The 17,201-nt window shown below is 72.8% G+C and carries 17 protein-coding genes; 3 read left to right on the top strand and 14 right to left on the bottom strand.

From position 1 onward, the window contains the following. Positions 1–2: 2 nt before the first annotated feature. Together IE153_RS01465 and IE153_RS01460 are read right to left on the bottom strand one after the other, a co-directional pair. Entirely contained in the window at positions 3–2,348 is a 2,346-nt protein-coding gene (locus tag IE153_RS01465) for an ATP-binding cassette domain-containing protein (protein ID WP_189587719.1), read from the bottom strand. A 21-nt stretch (positions 2,349–2,369) separates the two neighbouring features. Beyond that, positions 2,370–3,356 (bottom strand): LLM class flavin-dependent oxidoreductase, encoded by a 987-nt coding sequence (locus tag IE153_RS01460; protein ID WP_189587718.1) that lies wholly within the window; start codon positions 3,354–3,356, stop codon positions 2,370–2,372. A gap of 31 nt (positions 3,357–3,387) precedes the next feature. On the opposite strand from IE153_RS01460, the gene IE153_RS01455 reads away from it, so the two are divergent. Next, positions 3,388–4,224: a nucleotidyltransferase domain-containing protein gene (locus IE153_RS01455; protein ID WP_189588521.1), complete on the top strand. Its 837-nt coding sequence runs from the start codon at positions 3,388–3,390 to the stop codon at positions 4,222–4,224. Here IE153_RS01455 and rpmF read toward each other — a convergent pair. From rpmF to IE153_RS01440, 3 genes are all read right to left on the bottom strand, one after another. Next, positions 4,207–4,377: a 50S ribosomal protein L32 gene (gene rpmF, locus IE153_RS01450; RefSeq protein WP_189587717.1), complete on the bottom strand. Its 171-nt coding sequence runs from the start codon at positions 4,375–4,377 to the stop codon at positions 4,207–4,209. The genes IE153_RS01455 and rpmF overlap by 18 nt on opposite strands. 103 nt (positions 4,378–4,480) lie before the next feature. After that, the gene (locus tag IE153_RS01445) at positions 4,481–6,076 is read right to left on the bottom strand and encodes a sodium/solute symporter (protein WP_189587716.1); all 1,596 of its coding nucleotides are present in this window, start codon (positions 6,074–6,076) and stop codon (positions 4,481–4,483) included. Next, positions 6,070–6,516 carry a DUF485 domain-containing protein gene (locus IE153_RS01440; protein ID WP_189587715.1) on the bottom strand — a complete coding sequence of 149 codons (447 nt, stop codon included), beginning with the start codon at positions 6,514–6,516 and terminating at the stop codon, positions 6,070–6,072. Before IE153_RS01440 ends, IE153_RS01445 begins: the two co-directional genes overlap by 7 nt. Before the next feature lie 335 nt (positions 6,517–6,851). Here IE153_RS01440 and IE153_RS01435 point away from each other — a divergent pair, with 335 nt between their 5' ends. Beyond that, positions 6,852–7,346 carry a phosphatase domain-containing protein gene (locus IE153_RS01435; protein ID WP_189587714.1) on the top strand — a complete coding sequence of 165 codons (495 nt, stop codon included), beginning with the start codon at positions 6,852–6,854 and terminating at the stop codon, positions 7,344–7,346. Positions 7,347–7,349: 3 nt separating this feature from the next. On the opposite strand, the gene IE153_RS01430 is transcribed toward IE153_RS01435, so the two are convergent. From IE153_RS01430 to egtA, 5 genes are all read right to left on the bottom strand, one after another. Then, positions 7,350–7,565, bottom strand: coding sequence for a dodecin (locus IE153_RS01430; protein ID WP_031108789.1), 216 nt, complete (start codon positions 7,563–7,565; stop codon positions 7,350–7,352). Positions 7,566–7,693: 128 nt separating this feature from the next. Further along, a complete protein-coding gene (egtD, locus tag IE153_RS01425) occupies positions 7,694–8,656 on the bottom strand; it encodes an L-histidine N(alpha)-methyltransferase (RefSeq protein WP_189587713.1) in 963 nt (320 codons plus the stop codon). Beyond that, positions 8,653–9,444, bottom strand: coding sequence for an ergothioneine biosynthesis protein EgtC (gene egtC, locus IE153_RS01420; protein ID WP_189587712.1), 792 nt, complete (start codon positions 9,442–9,444; stop codon positions 8,653–8,655). The genes egtD and egtC overlap by 4 nt, the downstream gene beginning before the upstream one ends. Continuing rightward, positions 9,444–10,781 carry an ergothioneine biosynthesis protein EgtB gene (gene egtB, locus IE153_RS01415; RefSeq protein WP_189587711.1) on the bottom strand — a complete coding sequence of 446 codons (1,338 nt, stop codon included), beginning with the start codon at positions 10,779–10,781 and terminating at the stop codon, positions 9,444–9,446. The genes egtC and egtB overlap by 1 nt, the downstream gene beginning before the upstream one ends. Continuing rightward, entirely contained in the window at positions 10,778–12,079 is a 1,302-nt protein-coding gene (gene egtA, locus IE153_RS01410; protein WP_189587710.1) for an ergothioneine biosynthesis glutamate--cysteine ligase EgtA, read from the bottom strand. The genes egtB and egtA overlap by 4 nt, the downstream gene beginning before the upstream one ends. A gap of 291 nt (positions 12,080–12,370) precedes the next feature. Between egtA and IE153_RS01405 the strand changes: the two genes are divergently transcribed. Next, positions 12,371–13,261 (top strand): TIGR02452 family protein, encoded by an 891-nt coding sequence (locus IE153_RS01405; protein ID WP_189587709.1) that lies wholly within the window; start codon positions 12,371–12,373, stop codon positions 13,259–13,261. Here the strand turns inward: IE153_RS01405 and IE153_RS01400 are convergent. The 4 genes from IE153_RS01400 to IE153_RS01385 all read right to left on the bottom strand — a co-directional run bounded on the left by IE153_RS01400 (position 13,224) and on the right by IE153_RS01385 (position 17,006). Next, positions 13,224–13,670: a type II toxin-antitoxin system PemK/MazF family toxin gene (locus IE153_RS01400; protein ID WP_189587708.1), complete on the bottom strand. Its 447-nt coding sequence runs from the start codon at positions 13,668–13,670 to the stop codon at positions 13,224–13,226. The two genes, IE153_RS01405 and IE153_RS01400, sit on opposite strands and share 38 nt — an antisense overlap. Positions 13,671–13,712: 42 nt before the next feature. Further along, complete coding sequence (locus IE153_RS01395; RefSeq protein WP_189587707.1) at positions 13,713–15,182, bottom strand: SPFH domain-containing protein; 1,470 nt, start codon at positions 15,180–15,182, stop codon at positions 13,713–13,715. A 134-nt stretch (positions 15,183–15,316) separates the two neighbouring features. After that, positions 15,317–15,535, bottom strand: coding sequence for an NfeD C-terminal domain-containing protein (locus IE153_RS01390; protein ID WP_031111877.1), 219 nt, complete (start codon positions 15,533–15,535; stop codon positions 15,317–15,319). 19 nt (positions 15,536–15,554) lie between these two features. Beyond that, the gene (locus IE153_RS01385; protein WP_189587706.1) at positions 15,555–17,006 is read right to left on the bottom strand and encodes an amidase; all 1,452 of its coding nucleotides are present in this window, start codon (positions 17,004–17,006) and stop codon (positions 15,555–15,557) included. Positions 17,007–17,201: the final 195 nt, after the last annotated feature.

Genomic DNA, 17,201 nt, shown 5'->3' with positions numbered 1-17,201 from the left:
GCTCAGCGGGAGCCGGTGAGGGTGCGCGCCAGATACGGCGCCGTCCGGCTCTCCGCCGAGCGCGCGACGTCCCCCGGCGGTCCCGCCGCCACGATGCGTCCGCCCGCGTCGCCGCCGCCCGGGCCCAGGTCGATCACCCAGTCCGCGCGGGCGACGACGGACATGTCGTGCTCGACGACGATCACGGTGTGCCCGGCGTCGACGAGGCCGTGCAACTGGCGCAACAGGACGTCCACGTCGGCCGGGTGGAGACCGGTCGTGGGCTCGTCGAGGAGGTACAGCGTGTGGCCGCGCCGGCCGCGCTGCAGTTCGCTCGCCAGCTTGATGCGCTGCGCTTCGCCGCCGGACAGCTCCGTCGCGGGCTGGCCCAGCCGGAGGTAGCCCAGGCCCACGTCGAGCAGTGCGGAGAGGCTGCGGGCCACGGCCGGCGTGTCCGCGAAGAACTCCGCCGCGCCCTCCACCGTCAGATCCAGCACCTGCGCGACGTTCCGCCCCCGGTACGTCACCTCCAGCGTCTCCGGGTTGTAGCGGGCCCCGCCGCAGTCCGGGCAGGGCGCGTACGTGCTCGGCAGGAACAGCAGCTCCACGCTGACGAATCCCTCGCCCTGGCAGGTCTCGCAGCGCCCGCCCGCCACGTTGAAGGAGAACCGCCCGACGCCGAAACCGCGTTCGCGGGCCCCGTCGGTGGCCGCGAACACCTTGCGCACGACGTCGAAGAGGCCCGTGTAGGTGGCGAGGTTGGAGCGCGGCGTGCGGCCGATCGGCCTCTGGTCGACCGAGACCAGCCGGCCCACCCCCGTCGAGTCCTCCGTGATCTCGCCGATGAGCGTGGATTTGCCGGAGCCCGACACGCCGGTCACCGCGGTGAACACGCCGAGCGGGAACTGCGCCGTCACCCCGCGCAGGTTGTGCCGCGAGATCGGGCCGGTCTTGAGCCACCCGGTCGCCTCGCGCACATCCCGGGCCGGGGCGGGGGAGCGGTCGAACAGGTAGCGGGCCGTCGCCGACTCCTCGACACGGGCCAGCTCGGCCACCGGGCCGCTGTGCAGCACCCGCCCGCCGTGCTCGCCGGCGTCCGGACCCACGTCGACCAGCCAGTCGGCGCCCCGCATGACGTCGAGGTGGTGCTCCACCACGAACACCGAGTTCCCGGACGTCTTCAGCCGCTCCAGCACCGTGAGCAGCGCCTCGGTGTCCGCCGGGTGCAGTCCGGCCGACGGCTCGTCGAGGACGTAGACGACGCCGAAGAGGCCGGAGCGCAGCTGGGTGGCGAGGCGCAGGCGCTGCAGTTCGCCCGCGGAGAGGGTGGGGGTGGGCCGGTTGAGACTGAGGTAGCCGAGCCCCAGCTCCAGGACCGGCGCGATACGGGACCGCAGGTCGTCGGTGAGGACCCGGGCCGCCTCCGAGGTCCCGTCGAGACCGTCGGCCAGCTCCACCAGCGGCAGTGCCGCCAGCTCGGCGATGGTCCGGCCGCCGAACGTCACCGCCAGGGCCTCGGGGCGCAGCCGGCTGCCGCCGCACGCCGGGCAGGGCGCACTGGTGAGGAACCGCTCGGCCTTGGCCCGCAGGGTCGGGCTCTTGGAGTCCGAGAACGTCTTCATCACGTACCGGTGGGCGCTCATGTACGTGCCCTGGTAGGGCCGTTGGATGCGGTCGGCGTCCCGCACCGGGTGCACCGTCACCACCGGCTGCTCGGCCGTGAACAGGATCCACTCCCGCTCGTCGGCGGGCAGGTCCCGCCACGGCCGGTCCACGTCGTGGCCGAGCGCGTCGAGGATGTCCCGCAGGTTCTTGCCCTGCCAGGCTCCCGGCCACGCCGCGATCGCCCCGTCGCGGATCGACAGCGACGGGTCGGGGACCATGAGCTCCTCGCTCGTACGGTGCACCTGCCCCAGCCCGTGGCACTCCGGACACGCCCCGACCGCCGTGTTCGGCGAGAAGGCGTCGGAGTCGAGCCGCTCGGCGCCGGGCGGGTAGGTGCCGGCCCGGGAGAACAGCATCCGCAGGGAGTTCGAGAGGTTGGTGACGGTGCCGACGGAGGAGCGGGAGGTCGGCGCCGCCCGGCGCTGCTGGAGCGAGACGGCCGGGGGCAGGCCGGTGATCTCCCCGACCTTCGGCGCGCCGACCTGGTGGATCAGCCGGCGCGCGTACGGCGCGACCGACTCGAAGTAGCGCCGCTGCGCCTCCGCGTAGATCGTGCCGAACGCCAGCGACGACTTCCCCGAGCCGGACACGCCGGTGAACACGGCCAGCACGTCCCGGGGGATGTCGACGTCGACGCCCCGGAGGTTGTGCTCACGGGCTCCGCGGACACGGACGTACGGGTCATGGGGGTCGCGGTCGTGCATGGAAGACGACTCTAACCGGATCTAACCGGAGGTGATCGCGGCCAGCCGCCGGTAGGAGTCCAGCAGCGCCTCGCGGTCGTACGTGCTGGTCGTGACGAGGACCTCCTGGGCGCCCGTCTCCTTCAGCACCGTCTCCAGCTCGTGCGCGACCTGCTCCTCGGTGCCGGCGATGTGGCCGGTCAGGCCGGACTCGTAGAAGTCGCGTTCCTTGCCGGTCATCGTGAGTGCCTCCACGCGCTCGGCGGGCGGCAGCGGCGGGAAGGTGCCGCGGGTGCGGGAGTGCGCCATGGACCAGGCCTCGGGGATCAGCAGCCGCCGGGCCTCCTCGGGGGTGCCGGCCACGGCGATGGTGCCCGAGATGACGACGTAGGGCTCCGAGGCCCAGACGGAGGGGCGGAACCGGTCGCGGTAGTGGTCGATGCCGCGCCGCATCTTCTCGCGGTTCCTGAGGTCGCCGATCACCATGGGCAGGCCCGCGCGGGCGGCGATGCCGGCGCCCTCGCCCATGGCCAGGACGAACGGCGGCACGGTCAGGCCCTCGGCGGGGCGGGCGTGCACGCCGGCGGGGGAGGTGCCCCGGAACCAGCCGAGCAGCTCCGCGAGCTGGCCTTCGAAGTCCTCGGCGTCGCCCTTGTCGCGGCCCAGGGCCCGGCGCACCCCGTCCGTGAAGCCGACGGACCGGCCCAGACCCATGTCGATCCGCCCGGGGAACAGCGACTCCAGGACGCCGAACTGCTCGGCCACGACCAGCGGCCGGTGGTTGGGCAGCATCACCCCGCCGGTCCCGACCCGGATCGTCCGGGTCGCGCCCGCGACGGCGGCGGCCAGCACGGTCGGCGCGGAACCGGCGACCCCGGGCACGCCGTGGTGCTCGGAGACCCAGACGCGGTGGTAGCCGAGCCGCTCCAGCTCCCGCGCCAGCCGCACGGTGCCGCGCAGCGCCTCGGGGTGGGTGTGCCCCTCGCGGGTGCGGGAGCGGTCGAGGACGGACAGGCGCACGGGATCCATACCAGGTTCTACGCCGGACGGGGCCGCCGGTATTCCGCCGCGGCGGCAGCGGGACCACCGCGCGGGAAAACCGGGTGACCGCGTCCCTGCACGTCAGGACAATGGTCCGGTCTCCACAAGCGAAAGGCGGCCGACCGTGACCGTCCCCAACGTCCTGCTCTCCGGCATCGTCGGATCGACCGCCTACGGTCTCGCCCGCCCGGGCTCGGACATCGACCGCCTCGGCCTGTTCGCCGCGCCCACCGAGGAACTGCACGGTCTGCGCCGCCCGAAGGAGTCCCACGTCAGCACGGCGCCGGACCGCACCCTGCACGAGGCGGCCAAGTGGTGCCGACTGGCGCTGGGCGGCAACCCGACCGCGATGGAGCTGGTGTGGCTCCCGGACGACCTGTACGAGGTGCGCACCCCGCTCGGCGACGAGCTCATCGGCATCCGTACGGCGTTCCTGTGCGCCAAGCGGGTCAGGGACGCCTACCTCGGGTACGCCACCCAGCAGTTCCGGCGACTGGAGGCACGCGGCGACGGTTCGTTCTCCGCCGACACCCGCAAGCGGACCGCGAAGCACGCCCGGCATCTCAAACGGCTGTGCGGGCAGGGCCTGGAGCTGTACACCACCGGGCGGTTGACGATCCGCGTCGAGGACCCGGAGGAGTACCACGCCTTCGGCGAGCGCGTCGCCGCCGATCCGTCGGTCGCCCTGCCCCTGCTCAGGCACTACGAGGCCGCCTTCGACGAAGGCCCCACGGTGCTGCCGGACGAACCCGACGAGGCGCCGGTCGAGGCCTGGCTGCGCCGGGTCCGGGCGCACTTCCTCGCCGATGCGGCCAACTCAGCCGCCGGGGCGGCGCACTCAGCCGTCGGGGCGTAGCAGGCCGCGCTCGTAGGCCCTGACCAGGTTCTGCGGGACGAGGTGGGTGACGCCGTCGACGGTGACGGGGACCAGCGTCGGGGTGGCCGCCTTCCACTGGGCGCGGCGGTGGCGGGTGTTGCTGCGGGACATCTTCCGCTTCGGGACAGCCATGGGACTCCTCCTCGGTGGTCGGGCACCGAGGACGCTACATGAAAATGGATCCCATTAACAATGAGCGTCCCGTGCCCGGCCGCCGCGGTCCCTCGAAGGTGTCTCAGTCGTCGGCTCCCACCAGCATCCGCACCTCGAACTCCTCGTGGGCGGCCGGCTCTTCGGCCGGGCCCTTGTCCAGCACCGTGCCGAGCCAGCCCAGCAGAAAGCCCGCGGGGATCGAGACGATGCCGGGGTTCTGGAGCGGGAACCAGGCGAAGTCGACCTCGGGGTAGAACGAGCCCGGGGCGGAGGAGACGACGGGGGAGAAGGCCGCCAGCAGGACGGAGCAGAGCAGCCCGCCGTAGAGGCTGAGCAGGGCGCCCTTCGCGCTGAAGCGCCGCCAGAACAGGGTGTAGATGATCGTCGGCAGGATCGCCGAAGCCGCGATGGCGAAGGCCAGGAACGCGAGCGTCGCGGTGTTCGCGCCCCAGGCGATCAGGGCCAGGAGGATGCCGAGGATGCCGATGACGGCCCCGGACAGCCGGGCGACGGTCAGTTCCTCCGTCTCGCTCGCCCGGCCCTTGCGGATCACCTCGCTGTACAGGTCGTGCGCGAGAGAGGAGGCCGCGGCCAGGGTGAGACCGACCGCCACGGCGAGCAGCGTCAGATACGCCAGACAGGTCAGCAGCGCGGTGAGGACGCTGCCGCCCAATTCGTGGGCGAGCAGCAGCACGGAGGCGTTGCCGGTGCGGTCGGTGCTCTCGATGGTGTCCCGGCCGAGCAGCGCGGTGGCGCCGAGGCCCATGATGCCGGCCCCGAAGCAGACCGCGCCGACCAGGCCGACGGCCCACAGCACCGAAGAGCGCAGGACGCCGCTGTTGCGTGGGGTGAGCAGCCGCATCAGCACGTGCGGGAGTGCGGCGAGGCCGAGGACGATGGCCAGTTCGAGGCTGAGGAAGTCCAGCTTGTTGCTGACGGTGCCGCCGTAGCGCAACCCGGGCTGGAGGAAGCTCAGGCCGGAACCGCTGCGTTCGGAGGCCCGCTCCAGCAGCAGGTCGGGGTTCCAGTCGAAATGGTGCAGCACCCAGCCCGCGGTGAACAGCACACCCACCACCAGCATCACGGCCTTGATGATCTGGATGACCGTCGCGCCGGGCATGCCGCCGAGAGAGGCGTACAGGATCACGAAGACGCCGATCACGACCACGCACAGGGTGCGGGTGGTGCCGCTCGGCACACCGGTGAACTGCGTCAGCAGGGCCACGCTGCCCACGAGTTGGGCCACCAGGTACAGCGTGGCGATGGCCAGGATGCAGACCGCCAGCGCGACCCGCACCGGCCGCTGCTGCCGGGGCAGCCGCAGCGCCACCGTGTCGCCCAGCGTGAACTTGCCCGTACGGTGCAGGGGTTCGGCGATCAGCAGCAGCACCATCATCCAGGCGACGGTGGTGCCGCCGAGATACATCAGCCCGTCGTAGCCGGTCAGCGCGACCAGCCCGGTGCTGCCCAGCAGGGTGGCGGCCGACAGGTAGTCGCCGCACATGGCGAGGCCGTTGCGCAGCGGCGACATGGCGCGGTTGCCGAGGTAGAACTCGCTGATCTCGTCGCGCTGAGGAGCCGTCAGCAGTGCCATGAACAGGGTGATCACGACCACGGTCAGAAACAGGACGAACGTCAGCTGCAGGCTGCTGTCGTCGATGGCGGCGGCGCTCACCACGTGCGGAACCCCCTCGTCCCGTGCCGGAGCGGCTGCCCGGCCCCCTGTGCGGGAGCCGCCGCCCGGGCCCGGCGGCTCTCGGTCTCGTACAGCCGGGACCTCAGGCCGCGGGCGAGCGGATCGACCCGGGTGCGCATGTGCCGGACGTAGCACCACGCGGTCACGCCCATGACGACGAACTGCCCGAGACCGAGGGTCAGTCCGAGCGTGAGGCGGCCGAACAGCGGCTGGTTCATCACCGCGGGCACAAAACTCGACAGCAGCACATACAGCAGGAATCCACCGACGGACAGGATGGTCGCCCGGATGCCGAACCGGCGCTGCGCGCGACGCAGAGAGTGAAATTCGGGATGGTCGGATATGCGAGACGGCGGAGTTTGTTCGATGTGCGGCAGCGGGAATGGGGGAGTGTCTTCCCGCCGCGGTGAATATTCGGGCACAGGCGCACCTTCTTCGCTGCATCGTGCCCCGCACTCGACCCCGTCGGGTCAGTGGACGCGTCCGGTTTTCGGGCAGGGGGAAGGGGTGCCGGACGCGCGGTGGGGGTGCGGGCTCTGTGGGGGGTCGTGAATCCGGATAACCAGCTGTCCGGAATCACGCGGACGGCCTCGGGGTTCTTTGTGGGGACCCCCGACGAGCCCCGGCCACGGGTGGCGGCGAGGCTGAGAGCGGAGTATGTCAGTGCTGTCCTTGAGCCATCAACTGTGAACGTGAATTGACCCGCTTACATGGCTTGTTCACGCGCGCTGTCTCAAATGCGCTTAGGCTGTGCGGCGTGAGTGACGACCGCAGCAAGGCCCCGCTGGCCGTGTTCGACCTGGACAACACCCTCGCCGACACCACGCACCGGCAGGAGTTCCTCCAGCGCACACCGAAGGACTGGAACGGATTCTTCTCGGCGGCGCCGCAGGACCCGCCCGTCCCGGAGGGCATCGCGCTGGTCCGGGAGCGCGCGCAGGAGTGCGAGATCGTCTACCTCACCGGGCGGCCCGAGCGCTGCCGACGCGACACGCTGGAGTGGCTCGCCACCCAAGGGCTGCCCGAGGGGCGCGTGTACATGCGGCGGGACGCCGACCGGCGGCCCGCCCGGTTCACCAAGCTGGAGATCCTGCGGCGGCTCGCCCGCACCCGCGAGGTCCGCGTCCTCGTGGACGACGACGAACTGGTCTGCGCGGACGCCCGGCGCGCGGGCTTCACCGTCGTACGGGCCGACTGGGTGACCCGGTCCGCCGAGATGAAGGCCGCGCAGGAGCGCGAGGGGCGGACCTGAGGACTACTCCGACTCGTCGAGACGGAAGCCGACCTTGAGCCCCACCTGCCAGTGGGCGATCTGTCCGTCCTCGAGCTGGCCGCGCACCTGCGTCACCTCGAACCAGTCCAGGTTGTGCAGCGTCTGAGAGGCCCGCTCGATGCCGTTGCGGACGGCCTGGTCGACGCCGTCCGGTGAGGTGCCGACGATCTCCGTGACCCGGTAGGTGTGGTTCGACATGCCGCTGCTCCTCTTCCCCTGACGTTCCTGTGACGGGAGTGTCACGCGTTATTCCACCGTGCCCCAAGCGGCGGCGAAGCGCGAGACGTCGTCTCCCGCCGTCGCCGCCGCCCTCGGGTTCCCCGATGTCAGCGCGCCACGCTCAGCGACAGCGCGAACCGGCCCGGGCCGTCCGTCCACCAGTGGGCCAGCTCCAGCCCCGCCACGGACAGTTCGGCGCGCACGCCCTCCTGCCGGAACTTCGCCGACACCTCGGTCCGCATCTCCTCACCCGCGGTGAAGTCGACGGCGAGATCGAGCGCCGGCACCTTCACCGTCTGCGCCCTACGGGAGCGCAGCCGCATCTCGATCCATTCACGTTCCGCGTTCCACAGCGCCACATGGTCGAACGCGTCAGGCTCGAAGTCGGCGCCCAGCTCACGGTTGATCACGGTCAGGACGTTCTTGTTGAACGCGGCCGTCACCCCGGCCGCGTCGTCGTACGCCCGGACCAGCACCTCCTCGTCCTTGACCAGGTCCGTGCCCAGCAGCAGGGCGTCGCCCGGGGTGAGCAGGGCACGCACCGAGGTGAGGAACGCGGCGCGTTCGGCGGGCAGCAGATTGCCGATCGTGCCGCCCAGGAACGCCACCAGCCGTGGCCCCGGCGTGTCCGGCAGGGTCAGTTCCGCCGTGAAGTCGGCGATCAGCGCGTGCACGTCCAGCCCAGGCCGTTCGGCGGCGAGCGCCTGCCCGGCCTGGGTGAGGGCGCTCCCGCTGACGTCGACCGGGACGTAGGTGTGCAGGTCGGTGAGGGCGTCGAGCAGATGCCGCGTCTTCTCCGAGGATCCGGAGCCGAGCTCGACCAGGGTGCGCGCCCCGGTCGCCGCGGCGATGTCGCCGGAGCGCGCCAGGAGGATCCCCCGCTCCGCGCGCGTGGGGTAGTACTCGGGGAGTTCCGTGATCTTCTCGAACAGGTCGCTGCCGTGCGCGTCGTAGAACCACTTCGGCGGCAGGGTCTTGGGGCGGCCGGTCAGGCCCCGGTGGACGTCGGCGCGCAGCGCGGCGCCCGTGGTGTCCTCGGGCAGGGTGCGGGTGAGGTGGAACGGGCTCACGTACGGGGCTCCTTGAAGGGTGCGGGCACGGCGGCGTCGGTCGGCTCCTTCAGCGGCGTCAGCAGCACGTCGGTGCGGCTCGCCGCGAGCAGGGTCCGGTCGGGGACCTCCTGCCAGTGCGGATCGTCGTCGTAGGGCTCGGAGGCCACGACGGTGCCGCCGCCGGGCCGGGTGAGGTACCACAGGGCGTCGCCCCAGGCGGTCGCGGTGATGGTGTCGCCGTTGGTGAGCAGCAGGTTGAGCCGCGAACCGGGGGCCGCCGCGGCGACCTCCAGGACGGTGTCGGCCATCGCCTGGCCCTCCTCGTCGCCGCCCCGCAGCCGTGCCAGCACCAGCGCCCACACGAGCGCCGAGTCGTTGCGGGCCTCCAGCGACAGCAGGTCCTCGTGCGGCAGCGTCCGGGACAGCGAGGCCAGCGAACCGGGCCAGCCCTTCACCGCCCCGTTGTGGCTGAACAGCCAGGTCCCCGCGGTGAACGGGGCCGCCGCGGCCTCCGCGTCCGCGCCCGACAGGGTCGCGTCCCGCACCGCCGCCAGCAGCGCGGGGGAGCGGACGACCCGGGCGAGATCGGCGAACGACAGGTCCGCCCAGATCGGCCCGGCCCGTCGGTAGCGGGCCGGCACCGGGTCGCCCTCGGCGTACCAGCCCACGCCGAACCCGTCGGCGTTGACCGTTCCGTACCGCTGGTGCCGGGGCGCCCACGACTGCCGGTACAACCCGTGCGGGGGCTGCACGAGGATCCGGCCCAGCGCCTCCTCCGGTCCCACGTACGCCACATGCCGGCACATCAGACGTCCTCCGACCGGGCCGTGCGGAACCCGGAGAAGATCTGCCGCCGGATCGGGTAGTCCCAGTTGCGGAACGTGCCCCGGCACGCCACCGCGTCCACGGCGAACGAACCGCCGCGCAGCACCTTGCACTCGGGCCCGAAGAAGACCTCCGAGTACTCCTTGTACGGGAACGCCTTGAACCCCGGGTACGGCAGGAAGTCGCTCGCCGTCCACTCCCACACGTCGCCGATCAGCTGCCGTACGCCGAGCGGCGACTCGCCGGCCGGGTAGCTCCCGGCGGGTGCCGGGCGCAGGTGCCGCTGGCCGAGGTTGGCGTGCTCGGGCCCCGGGTCGGCGTCGCCCCACGGGTAGCGCATCGAGCGGTCGCCGGCCGGGTCGTGCCGGGCTGCCTTCTCCCACTCGGCCTCCGTGGGCAGCCGGCGTCCCGCCCAGCGGGCGTAGGCGTCCGCCTCGTACCAGCTCACGTGGAGCACGGGCTCGTCCGGCGGGACGACCTCGGTGACGCCGAAGCGCCGCCTGAGGAACTGCTGTCCGTCGCGCCGCCAGAACAGCGGGGCGTCGATGCCGTGCTTCCGGATGTGCGCCCAGCCGTCGGCCGTCCACCACCGCGGGTTGTCGTAGCCGCCGTCCTCGATGAACGCCCGGTAGGCGCCGTTGGTCACCGGGGTGGTGTCGATGTGGAAGGCCGCGACCTCGCGCCGGTGCGCGGGGCGTTCGTTGTCCAGGGCCCAGGGCTCGCCGGAGGTGCCCATCGTGAACGGGCCGCCCGGGACGAGGACTTCGGACGGGCCCGTGGACAGCGGCGCCGGCTCCGGGTCGGGTGCCGTCAGGGCCGGTGGGCCCGTACGCAGCTGATGGGTGATCAGCATCGTCTCGTCGTGCTGCTGCTCGTGCTGCGCGATCATCCCGAAGGCGAAGCCGGCCTCCGTCAGCCGCGTCCCGTGGAACGCGTGCCGCTCCAGCACGTCCAGTGCCCTTCCGCGGACGTCGGCCGCGTAGGTGCGGGCCTCGGCGGGCGACAGCAGGGGCAGCTTCGGCCGCTCGGCGCGCGGGTGCTCGAAGGCGTCGTAGAGGCCGTCTATCTCGGGCCGTATCGCCTCGTGCCCGGCGACGGCCCGCAGCAGCCACTGCTCCTCCTGGTTGCCGATGTGCGCGAGGTCCCACACCAGCGGCGACATCAGCGGCGAGTGCTGCGCGGTCAGGTCGGGATCCTCCACGCAACTCGTCAGCAGGGTGGTGCGGTCGCGGGCCACGACGAGTGAGGCGACCGCCCGCTCACGGAGGACCTCGGGGTCGACGGCCTGGGCGTCGACGGCGGGATCGGTGTCGGTCATGGGCGGAAGTCCTTCCCGTGGGCGCGGCCGTCCGTGCCGCGCTGTCGGTCGAGCAGGTCGTCGGCGGGGCAGCGGCCCAGGACGACGTAGCGGTCCAGATAGGCCGTGACGGCCTCGATGACCTCGGGGGCGGCCCCGAGCCGGGGCAGGGCGTCCAGCGCGGTCGTGAAGCACGTGATGGCCACCTCGCGCAGTTCCGCGTCGGCCAGGCCGCCGCGGGCCGCGTCGAGCCACAGCGGGTTGTGCGGCGCGGGCAGTCCCAGCGTCCGCTCGGCCAGTGGCTTCACGGCCCGGTAGGCGGTCTCGGTGGCCTCCGGGTCGTCGAACAGCGCCGCCGTCACGGCGAGCGGCACGATCCAGCCGTCGTCGCCGGGCTGCGCGTCGATCATGCGCAGTTCGAGATGGCCGCGCGGCCTGACCGGCGGGAACAGCGTCGTGACGTGGTAGTCGAGATCCTCCCGGGTGGGCGGCCGGGGCGTGCCCGTGCGGATCCAGTCCCGGAAGGTGAGGCCCTCGGGGACGTCCCAGGGCCCGCCGTCCCGCCGTACGCACATCACGGGGGAGTCCAGCACGTGCCGGGCCCAGGCGCCGCGCGGGTCGGTGTCCAGCCGCGGTCCGCCCGCCCGGCCCGCGCCGATCCGGGTCCACGTCAGCTGCCGGGTGGACAGCCAGCCGGTCGGCTGGTGCGCGGCGAGCGGGGAGTTGGCGAACGCGGCCACCAGGACCGCGCCCATGTGGTGGGCCAGCCACCAGCGCCGCACCAGGCCGAGCGGCCCGGGCTCCTCGTGGCCGGCGTCCAGGCACACCTGCACGGAGGCGGACGTGCACATCATGGCGCGGCCGGCGGGGCCCGTGCGGTCCAGGCACGCCTCCATGGCGTCGTAGCGCGGTTGACGCAGGAACCGGCGGGGTTCGTGCCAGGGGTCCTGGCCGAGGCCGACGAGGGCGAGGCCGCCTTGGCGCAGAACCGCGCGGACGGCGTCGAGGTCGGCGGAGACGGTGGTGATGACTTCCGTCAGGGAGTCGGCGGGGGGCGAGCTCAGCTCCAGCTGGCCGCCGGGTTCCACGGTGAGCGCCGACCTCAGAGGCACGGTCCGCAGCGCGGCGTAGGCCGCTTCGAGTCGTTCGGGTGTGACGGGGAGCTGCGGTGCGCGCAACTCGTGCACGAGCCATTCCACCTCGACACCGAGGCGTCGTGGCGGGCCGGTCTTGAAGCAGATGCCGCGGACGAGAGCCTCGACCTCGGCTTCGGACAGTGAGGTGCGTGGCCGGGTACAGCCACTTACCGAATCGGACATGTCGGGATCCTCCTGAGATTCCACCATGCCACCGGTCCGGGCTCTTCGGCGGCCCGGGCCGGGATCATCTGTCCCACCCAAGACGCTCACGCCGCTCGGCACAAGGGGGCGAAGCGGGGCGTTCCCGGGCGGTCATCCGGCCCGACCCGGTGTTTCCAGGCACTTTCCCGGGCGTTCTCCCACGGCGAAAACTCTGTTGCACCGGGGATCCGGCATCACTCAGGATGCCTGCGTGAGCACGACAAGAACGGCCGCGCGGCGCGCGGTCACGGCGCGCACGGGGGTCGCGCCGTGAGCGCGCGCCTGCGCGGCATCGCGCAGCAGACCGAGCAGATCGTCGCGGCCGGCGCCTATCGCGCCCCGGACGGGCGCGAGGTCTCGATCGCGGCGGAACTGCGGGCGGCGCGCGAGGGCACGCGCCTGCACGGGCCGGAACCGGTGCCGGTACCCGCCGATCGGGTGACGGGGGCACGGGCGACGCTGATCGAGGTCACGGGCGAGAGCAGCCTGGAGGCCGCCCGCCGGCTGCACGGCCTTGGAGCGCCTCGCCGCCCAGCGGCACCTGTGGGACTGGGCGGGCACGTGGCCGTGCTGAACTTCGCCTCGGCCCGAAACCCCGGCGGCGGTTATCTCAACGGCGCCCAGGCCCAGGAGGAGGCCCTGTGCCGGGCTTCCGCGCTGTACACCTGCCTCCTCGAGGCCCGCCCCTTCTACGACCACCACCGGGCCCACCGCGATCCGTTCTACACGCACCGTGTCATCCACTCACCGGCCGTGCCCGTCTTCCGCGACGACCGGGGCGGCCTGCTGGCCGAGCCGTACACCGCCGGCTTCCTGACCTCTCCCGCGCCCAATGCGGGCGTGGTGCACCGCACGGCGCCCGAACGGGCCGCCGAACTGCCGCAGGCCCTCGCGGCCCGGTCCGAACGCGTCCTGGAGACCGCCGCGGCCCACGGCTACCGCCGGCTCGTCCTGGGGGCCTGGGGCTGCGGGGTGTTCCGCAACGACCCCGCGCAGGTGGCGGAGGCGTTCCGGGCGCTGCTGGGGCCCGGCGGCCGGTTCGCGCAGGCCTTCGAGCACGTGGTGTTCGGGGTCCTGGACCGGACGCGGGACCGTCAGGTGCTGGGCGCCTTCGAGGAGACGTTCAGCTCCAGCCGTAGCGCTCCTGCAGGCGGCGCCTGACCAGGTTGAACCGCATGCGGTCCAGCGCGCAGGCCTCCCGGCGCATGCCGTCCTCGTGCAGCCGCAGCACCCGGTCCACATCGACCCACGAGTCCCGGCCCGTCCGGTCCCACGGCCCGCTGCCGATCGGCACCCACTCGGAGTCACCGTCGTGCCGCTTGCTGGACAACTGCACGGCCAGGAACGTCCCGCCCGGCTCGCGGGCGACGACCAACACCGGGCGGTCCTTGCCCCGGCCGTCGTTCTCCTCGAAGGGCACCCACGTCCAGACGATCTCCCCGGGATCCGGGTCCCCGTCGTGCGCGGGGGAGTACTCCGTCCGTACGCGGCCCACCTCGCGCGGGTCGGCCTGGACGGTGGCGGAGGGGCCGTGACGGCCGGGGACGTTCTCGTCGGCAAACGTGCTCACGGGGGCACCTTAGAGGCTGCCCCCGCGAGCACGCCGCCCGGGTCACTTGTCGTCCACCGGCACCTTCTGGGCCTGCCCGTTCAGGGACGAGGCGCCCTGCGACGCCTGCCCGTCGCGGTCCATCGACGCGAGCAACTGGCGGGCGAGGCCCAGCCCCGTGCCGCCCATGGTCAGCGCCTTGGCGAACATGTCGGCCATGCCGTCGGCGCCGTTGAGCAGCACCATGTTGTCCACGTTGCCGAAGGCGGACGCGCCGGCCTTCACGATCTCCGGCCAGTTCTCGGCGAGTTGCTGGGCGACGACGGCCTCCTGGTTCTCCGCCAGGGCGGCGGCGCGGGCCTTGATGGCCTCGGCCTCCGCGAGGCCCTTGGCCTTGGCCGCCTCGGCCTCCGCCATGCCCCTGGCCTGCGCCGCTGCCGCCTCGGCCGCACCGGTGGCCCGGGTGGCCTGCGCGGCCGCCTCGCCCCGCGCCTTGGTCGCCTCGGCCTCGGCACCCGCGGCCGTCTTGACCCGGGTCGCCTCGGCGGCGGCCGCCAGCTCCGTCTCCTTCGCCTGCGCCTGCGCCGACGAGATCCGCGCGTCGCGGTCGGCCTCGGCCAGGGTGCGGGTCTCGTAGGCCGCCGCGTCGGCGGGCTTGCGGACGTCCGCCTGGAGTTGCTGCTCGCGCCGGTGCGCCTCCAGCTCCGCGACCCGCGTCTCCTGGACGACGACCTCCTGCCGGGCACCGGCCTCGGCGAGCGGCCCGGCCTGCCGGGCCTTGGCGGCCGCCTTGTCGCGCTCGGCCTGGTACCCGGCCTGGAGGATCTCGCTGTCCCGGGTCGCCTCCGCCATCCGGGCGAACGACTGCTGCTCGGCCTCGGTGGCCAGCCGGTTCGCCTCCGCCTGCGCGATGCGCGCGTCGCGCTGCACGGCCGCCGCGTGCGGCATGGCGAGGTTCTGGATGTACCCCGTCGGGTCCTCGATCTCGTGGATCTGCAGCGAGTCCACGATCAGGCCCAGCTTCTCCATCTCGGTGCCGCACGCGGCACGTGTCTGCCCGGTGAGCTTCTCCCGGTCCCGGATCATGTCCTCGACCGTCAACCCGCCCACGATGGAGCGCAGATGACCGGCGAAGACGTTGTGCACCCGCTCCGACATCAGCTTCTGCTGGTCCAGGAACCGGCGGGCCGCGTTCGCGATCGACACGAAGTCGTCGCCCACCTTGAAGATGACCACGCCCCGCACCTTCAGCGGGATGCCCTGGTGGGTCACGCAGTCCACCTGGAGTTCCGTCTCGTTCAGGTCGAGCGAGAGCTTGCGCACCGCCTGCACCCCGGGCATCACGAGCGTGCCGCGACCGGTGACGATGCGGAACCCCATGCCCTCCTCGATGCCCTCCGTGCGGTGCTTGGACCCCGAGATGATCAGTGCCTCGTTGGGTTCGGCGACCCGCCACATGAGCTTGAACAGACCGATCAGCACGAGGACGGCGGCAACCGCCACCCCTGCTACGACGCCGACGACCATCGGCATTCGCCCCCTTTGCATGGTGCCCTCTCGGCACCGAACGAAGGGGAGTGTGCTCCTCGGGGGAGCCGGGGTACAGCCACCGGCGCATCCTTGGCCGAAGTTTGACGCGTACGGCTCTCACCTGCGTCGCAGCGGGCTCAACTGTCGTACGCCGCCGTGACGTAGACGGTTCTCGGGGGCAGGTACTCGACCACCATCACGACCGTGCCCGTCTCGATGCGGTCCGTCGCGGAAGCCGGGTGGGCGAGGAAGTGCTCGGCGCCGCCCCGCACTCGGACGATCACCTCGCCGACCAGCCCGGGCCCGATCGTCCCGGTCACCCGCCCCATGAGCCCGACCATCGACGCGTCCGCCATGAGGACAGCCTACGGTCGCTCAGGCGGCGGCGGAACGTGCCGTGACCGGCGGCGACGGCCACTTCTCGGCCCAGCGCAGCTCCGCCTCCAACTGCGCGGCCACCTGCACGAGAAGCGGCTCGCTGTTCGCCGGGCCCAGCAACTGCGCGCCGACCGGCAGTCCGTCCGGCGTGAACCCGGCGGGCACGTTGACCCCGGGCCAGCCCAGCACGTTCCACGGCCAGGCGTACGGGCAGGCCGCGATCATCGCCCGGTCGGTGGCGAACCCGCTGAGTTCGAGCAGGGCACCGATGCGCGGCGGCGGAGCGGCGGTCGTGGGCGCGAGGACGACGTCGTAGGAGGTGAAGAACCCGCCGATACGCCGGTGGAGCGCCGTTTCCGCGCGCCGGGCGGCCCGCAGCGGGGCACCGCCGAGGAGCCGGCCCAGCCGGGCCGCGTCCCTGGTGCGCCGGTCGAGCAGCGCCGGGAAGGGCGCCTCGCCCACGCGCTCGGCGATCCCGGCCGTGGCGCGCGGCACGAAGGTCAGTCCGATCTGCCCGTACGGTGGGTCCGCCTCCTCGACGAAGTGCCCCGACGCGGCGAGCCGCTCGGCCAGTTCGACGACCCGGGTCCGCACCTCGGGCAGGAGCCGGGCGGGCACCGCCGTGAACGGCGGCTTGAGGGAGAGCGCGATGCGCAGCCGGCCCGGATCGCGGCCGACGGCCCCGGACACGTCGAGGTGCGGGGGCTGGTGCGGGTCCTGGGCGTGGTTGCCGCTCGCCGCGTCCAGCAGCAGGGCCGCGTCGGCGACCGTGCGGGCCAGGGTGCCGTTGACGGTGATGCCCTGGAAGGACTCGCCGCGCGGCCAGGTCGAGACACGGCCGCGCTGCGGCTTGATGCCGACCAGATGCGTCCACGCGGCCGGGATCCGCACCGAACCCGCGCCGTCCGAGCCGAGCGCGGCGGGCACCAGACCGGCGGCGACCGCGGCGGCCGACCCTCCCGAGGAACCGCCGGGCGTGTGCTCCGTGCTCCACGGGTTGCGGGTGGCGCCGAAGGCGGGCCCCTCGGTGAAGGGCCACTGCCCGAACTCGCAGGTGTTCGTCTTGCCGATGATCACGGCCCCGGCCGCGCGCAGCCGCCGCACCGCCTCGCCGTCCTCCGCGACCGGCGGGAACTCCCCGCAGCAGCCGAACGCGGTCGGCTCACCGGCCACGTCCATGTCGTCCTTCACCGCGACGGGGACGCCGAGCAGCGGCCGGTGCGCGCGCTCGGAGGGCAATTCCCGGCCGGAGGCCGCTGCCAGCTCCCGGTCCGCGGCGTCGGCCTCGGCGAGCGCGGCCTCGGCCCGGACGATCCGGAAGGCGTTGAGGCTGCCCTGCGTCGCCTCGATCCGTGCCAGCGTCCGCTCGACCAGCGCCCGCGACGTCACCTCCCCCGCGGCCAGCGCACGGGCGGTCTCCGCCAGGCCTTCGGAACGGTCGAGCGTCATACGGACACCTCCGGAAGCGGCTTCTCTACCGAACGGTAACGTCCGGTGGCCGGTGGCGGAACGGCGACGACAGGAGTGGAAGTTCACCATCGGCCGCATCCTCCTCACTGGGCGCATCGGCACCTGCTCAAACCATTGACGCACTTCCGGCTCACCCTTACCTTTCGAGCCCCACCCTCCCGATCGAGTCGCCGA

The sequence above is a fragment of the Streptomyces massasporeus genome (assembly GCF_014648995.1).
Lineage (GTDB): Bacteria > Actinomycetota > Actinomycetes > Streptomycetales > Streptomycetaceae > Streptomyces > Streptomyces massasporeus.
The sequence above is the reverse complement of the archived record's forward strand: the minus strand, read 5'-3'. Positions and strand labels throughout refer to the sequence as shown.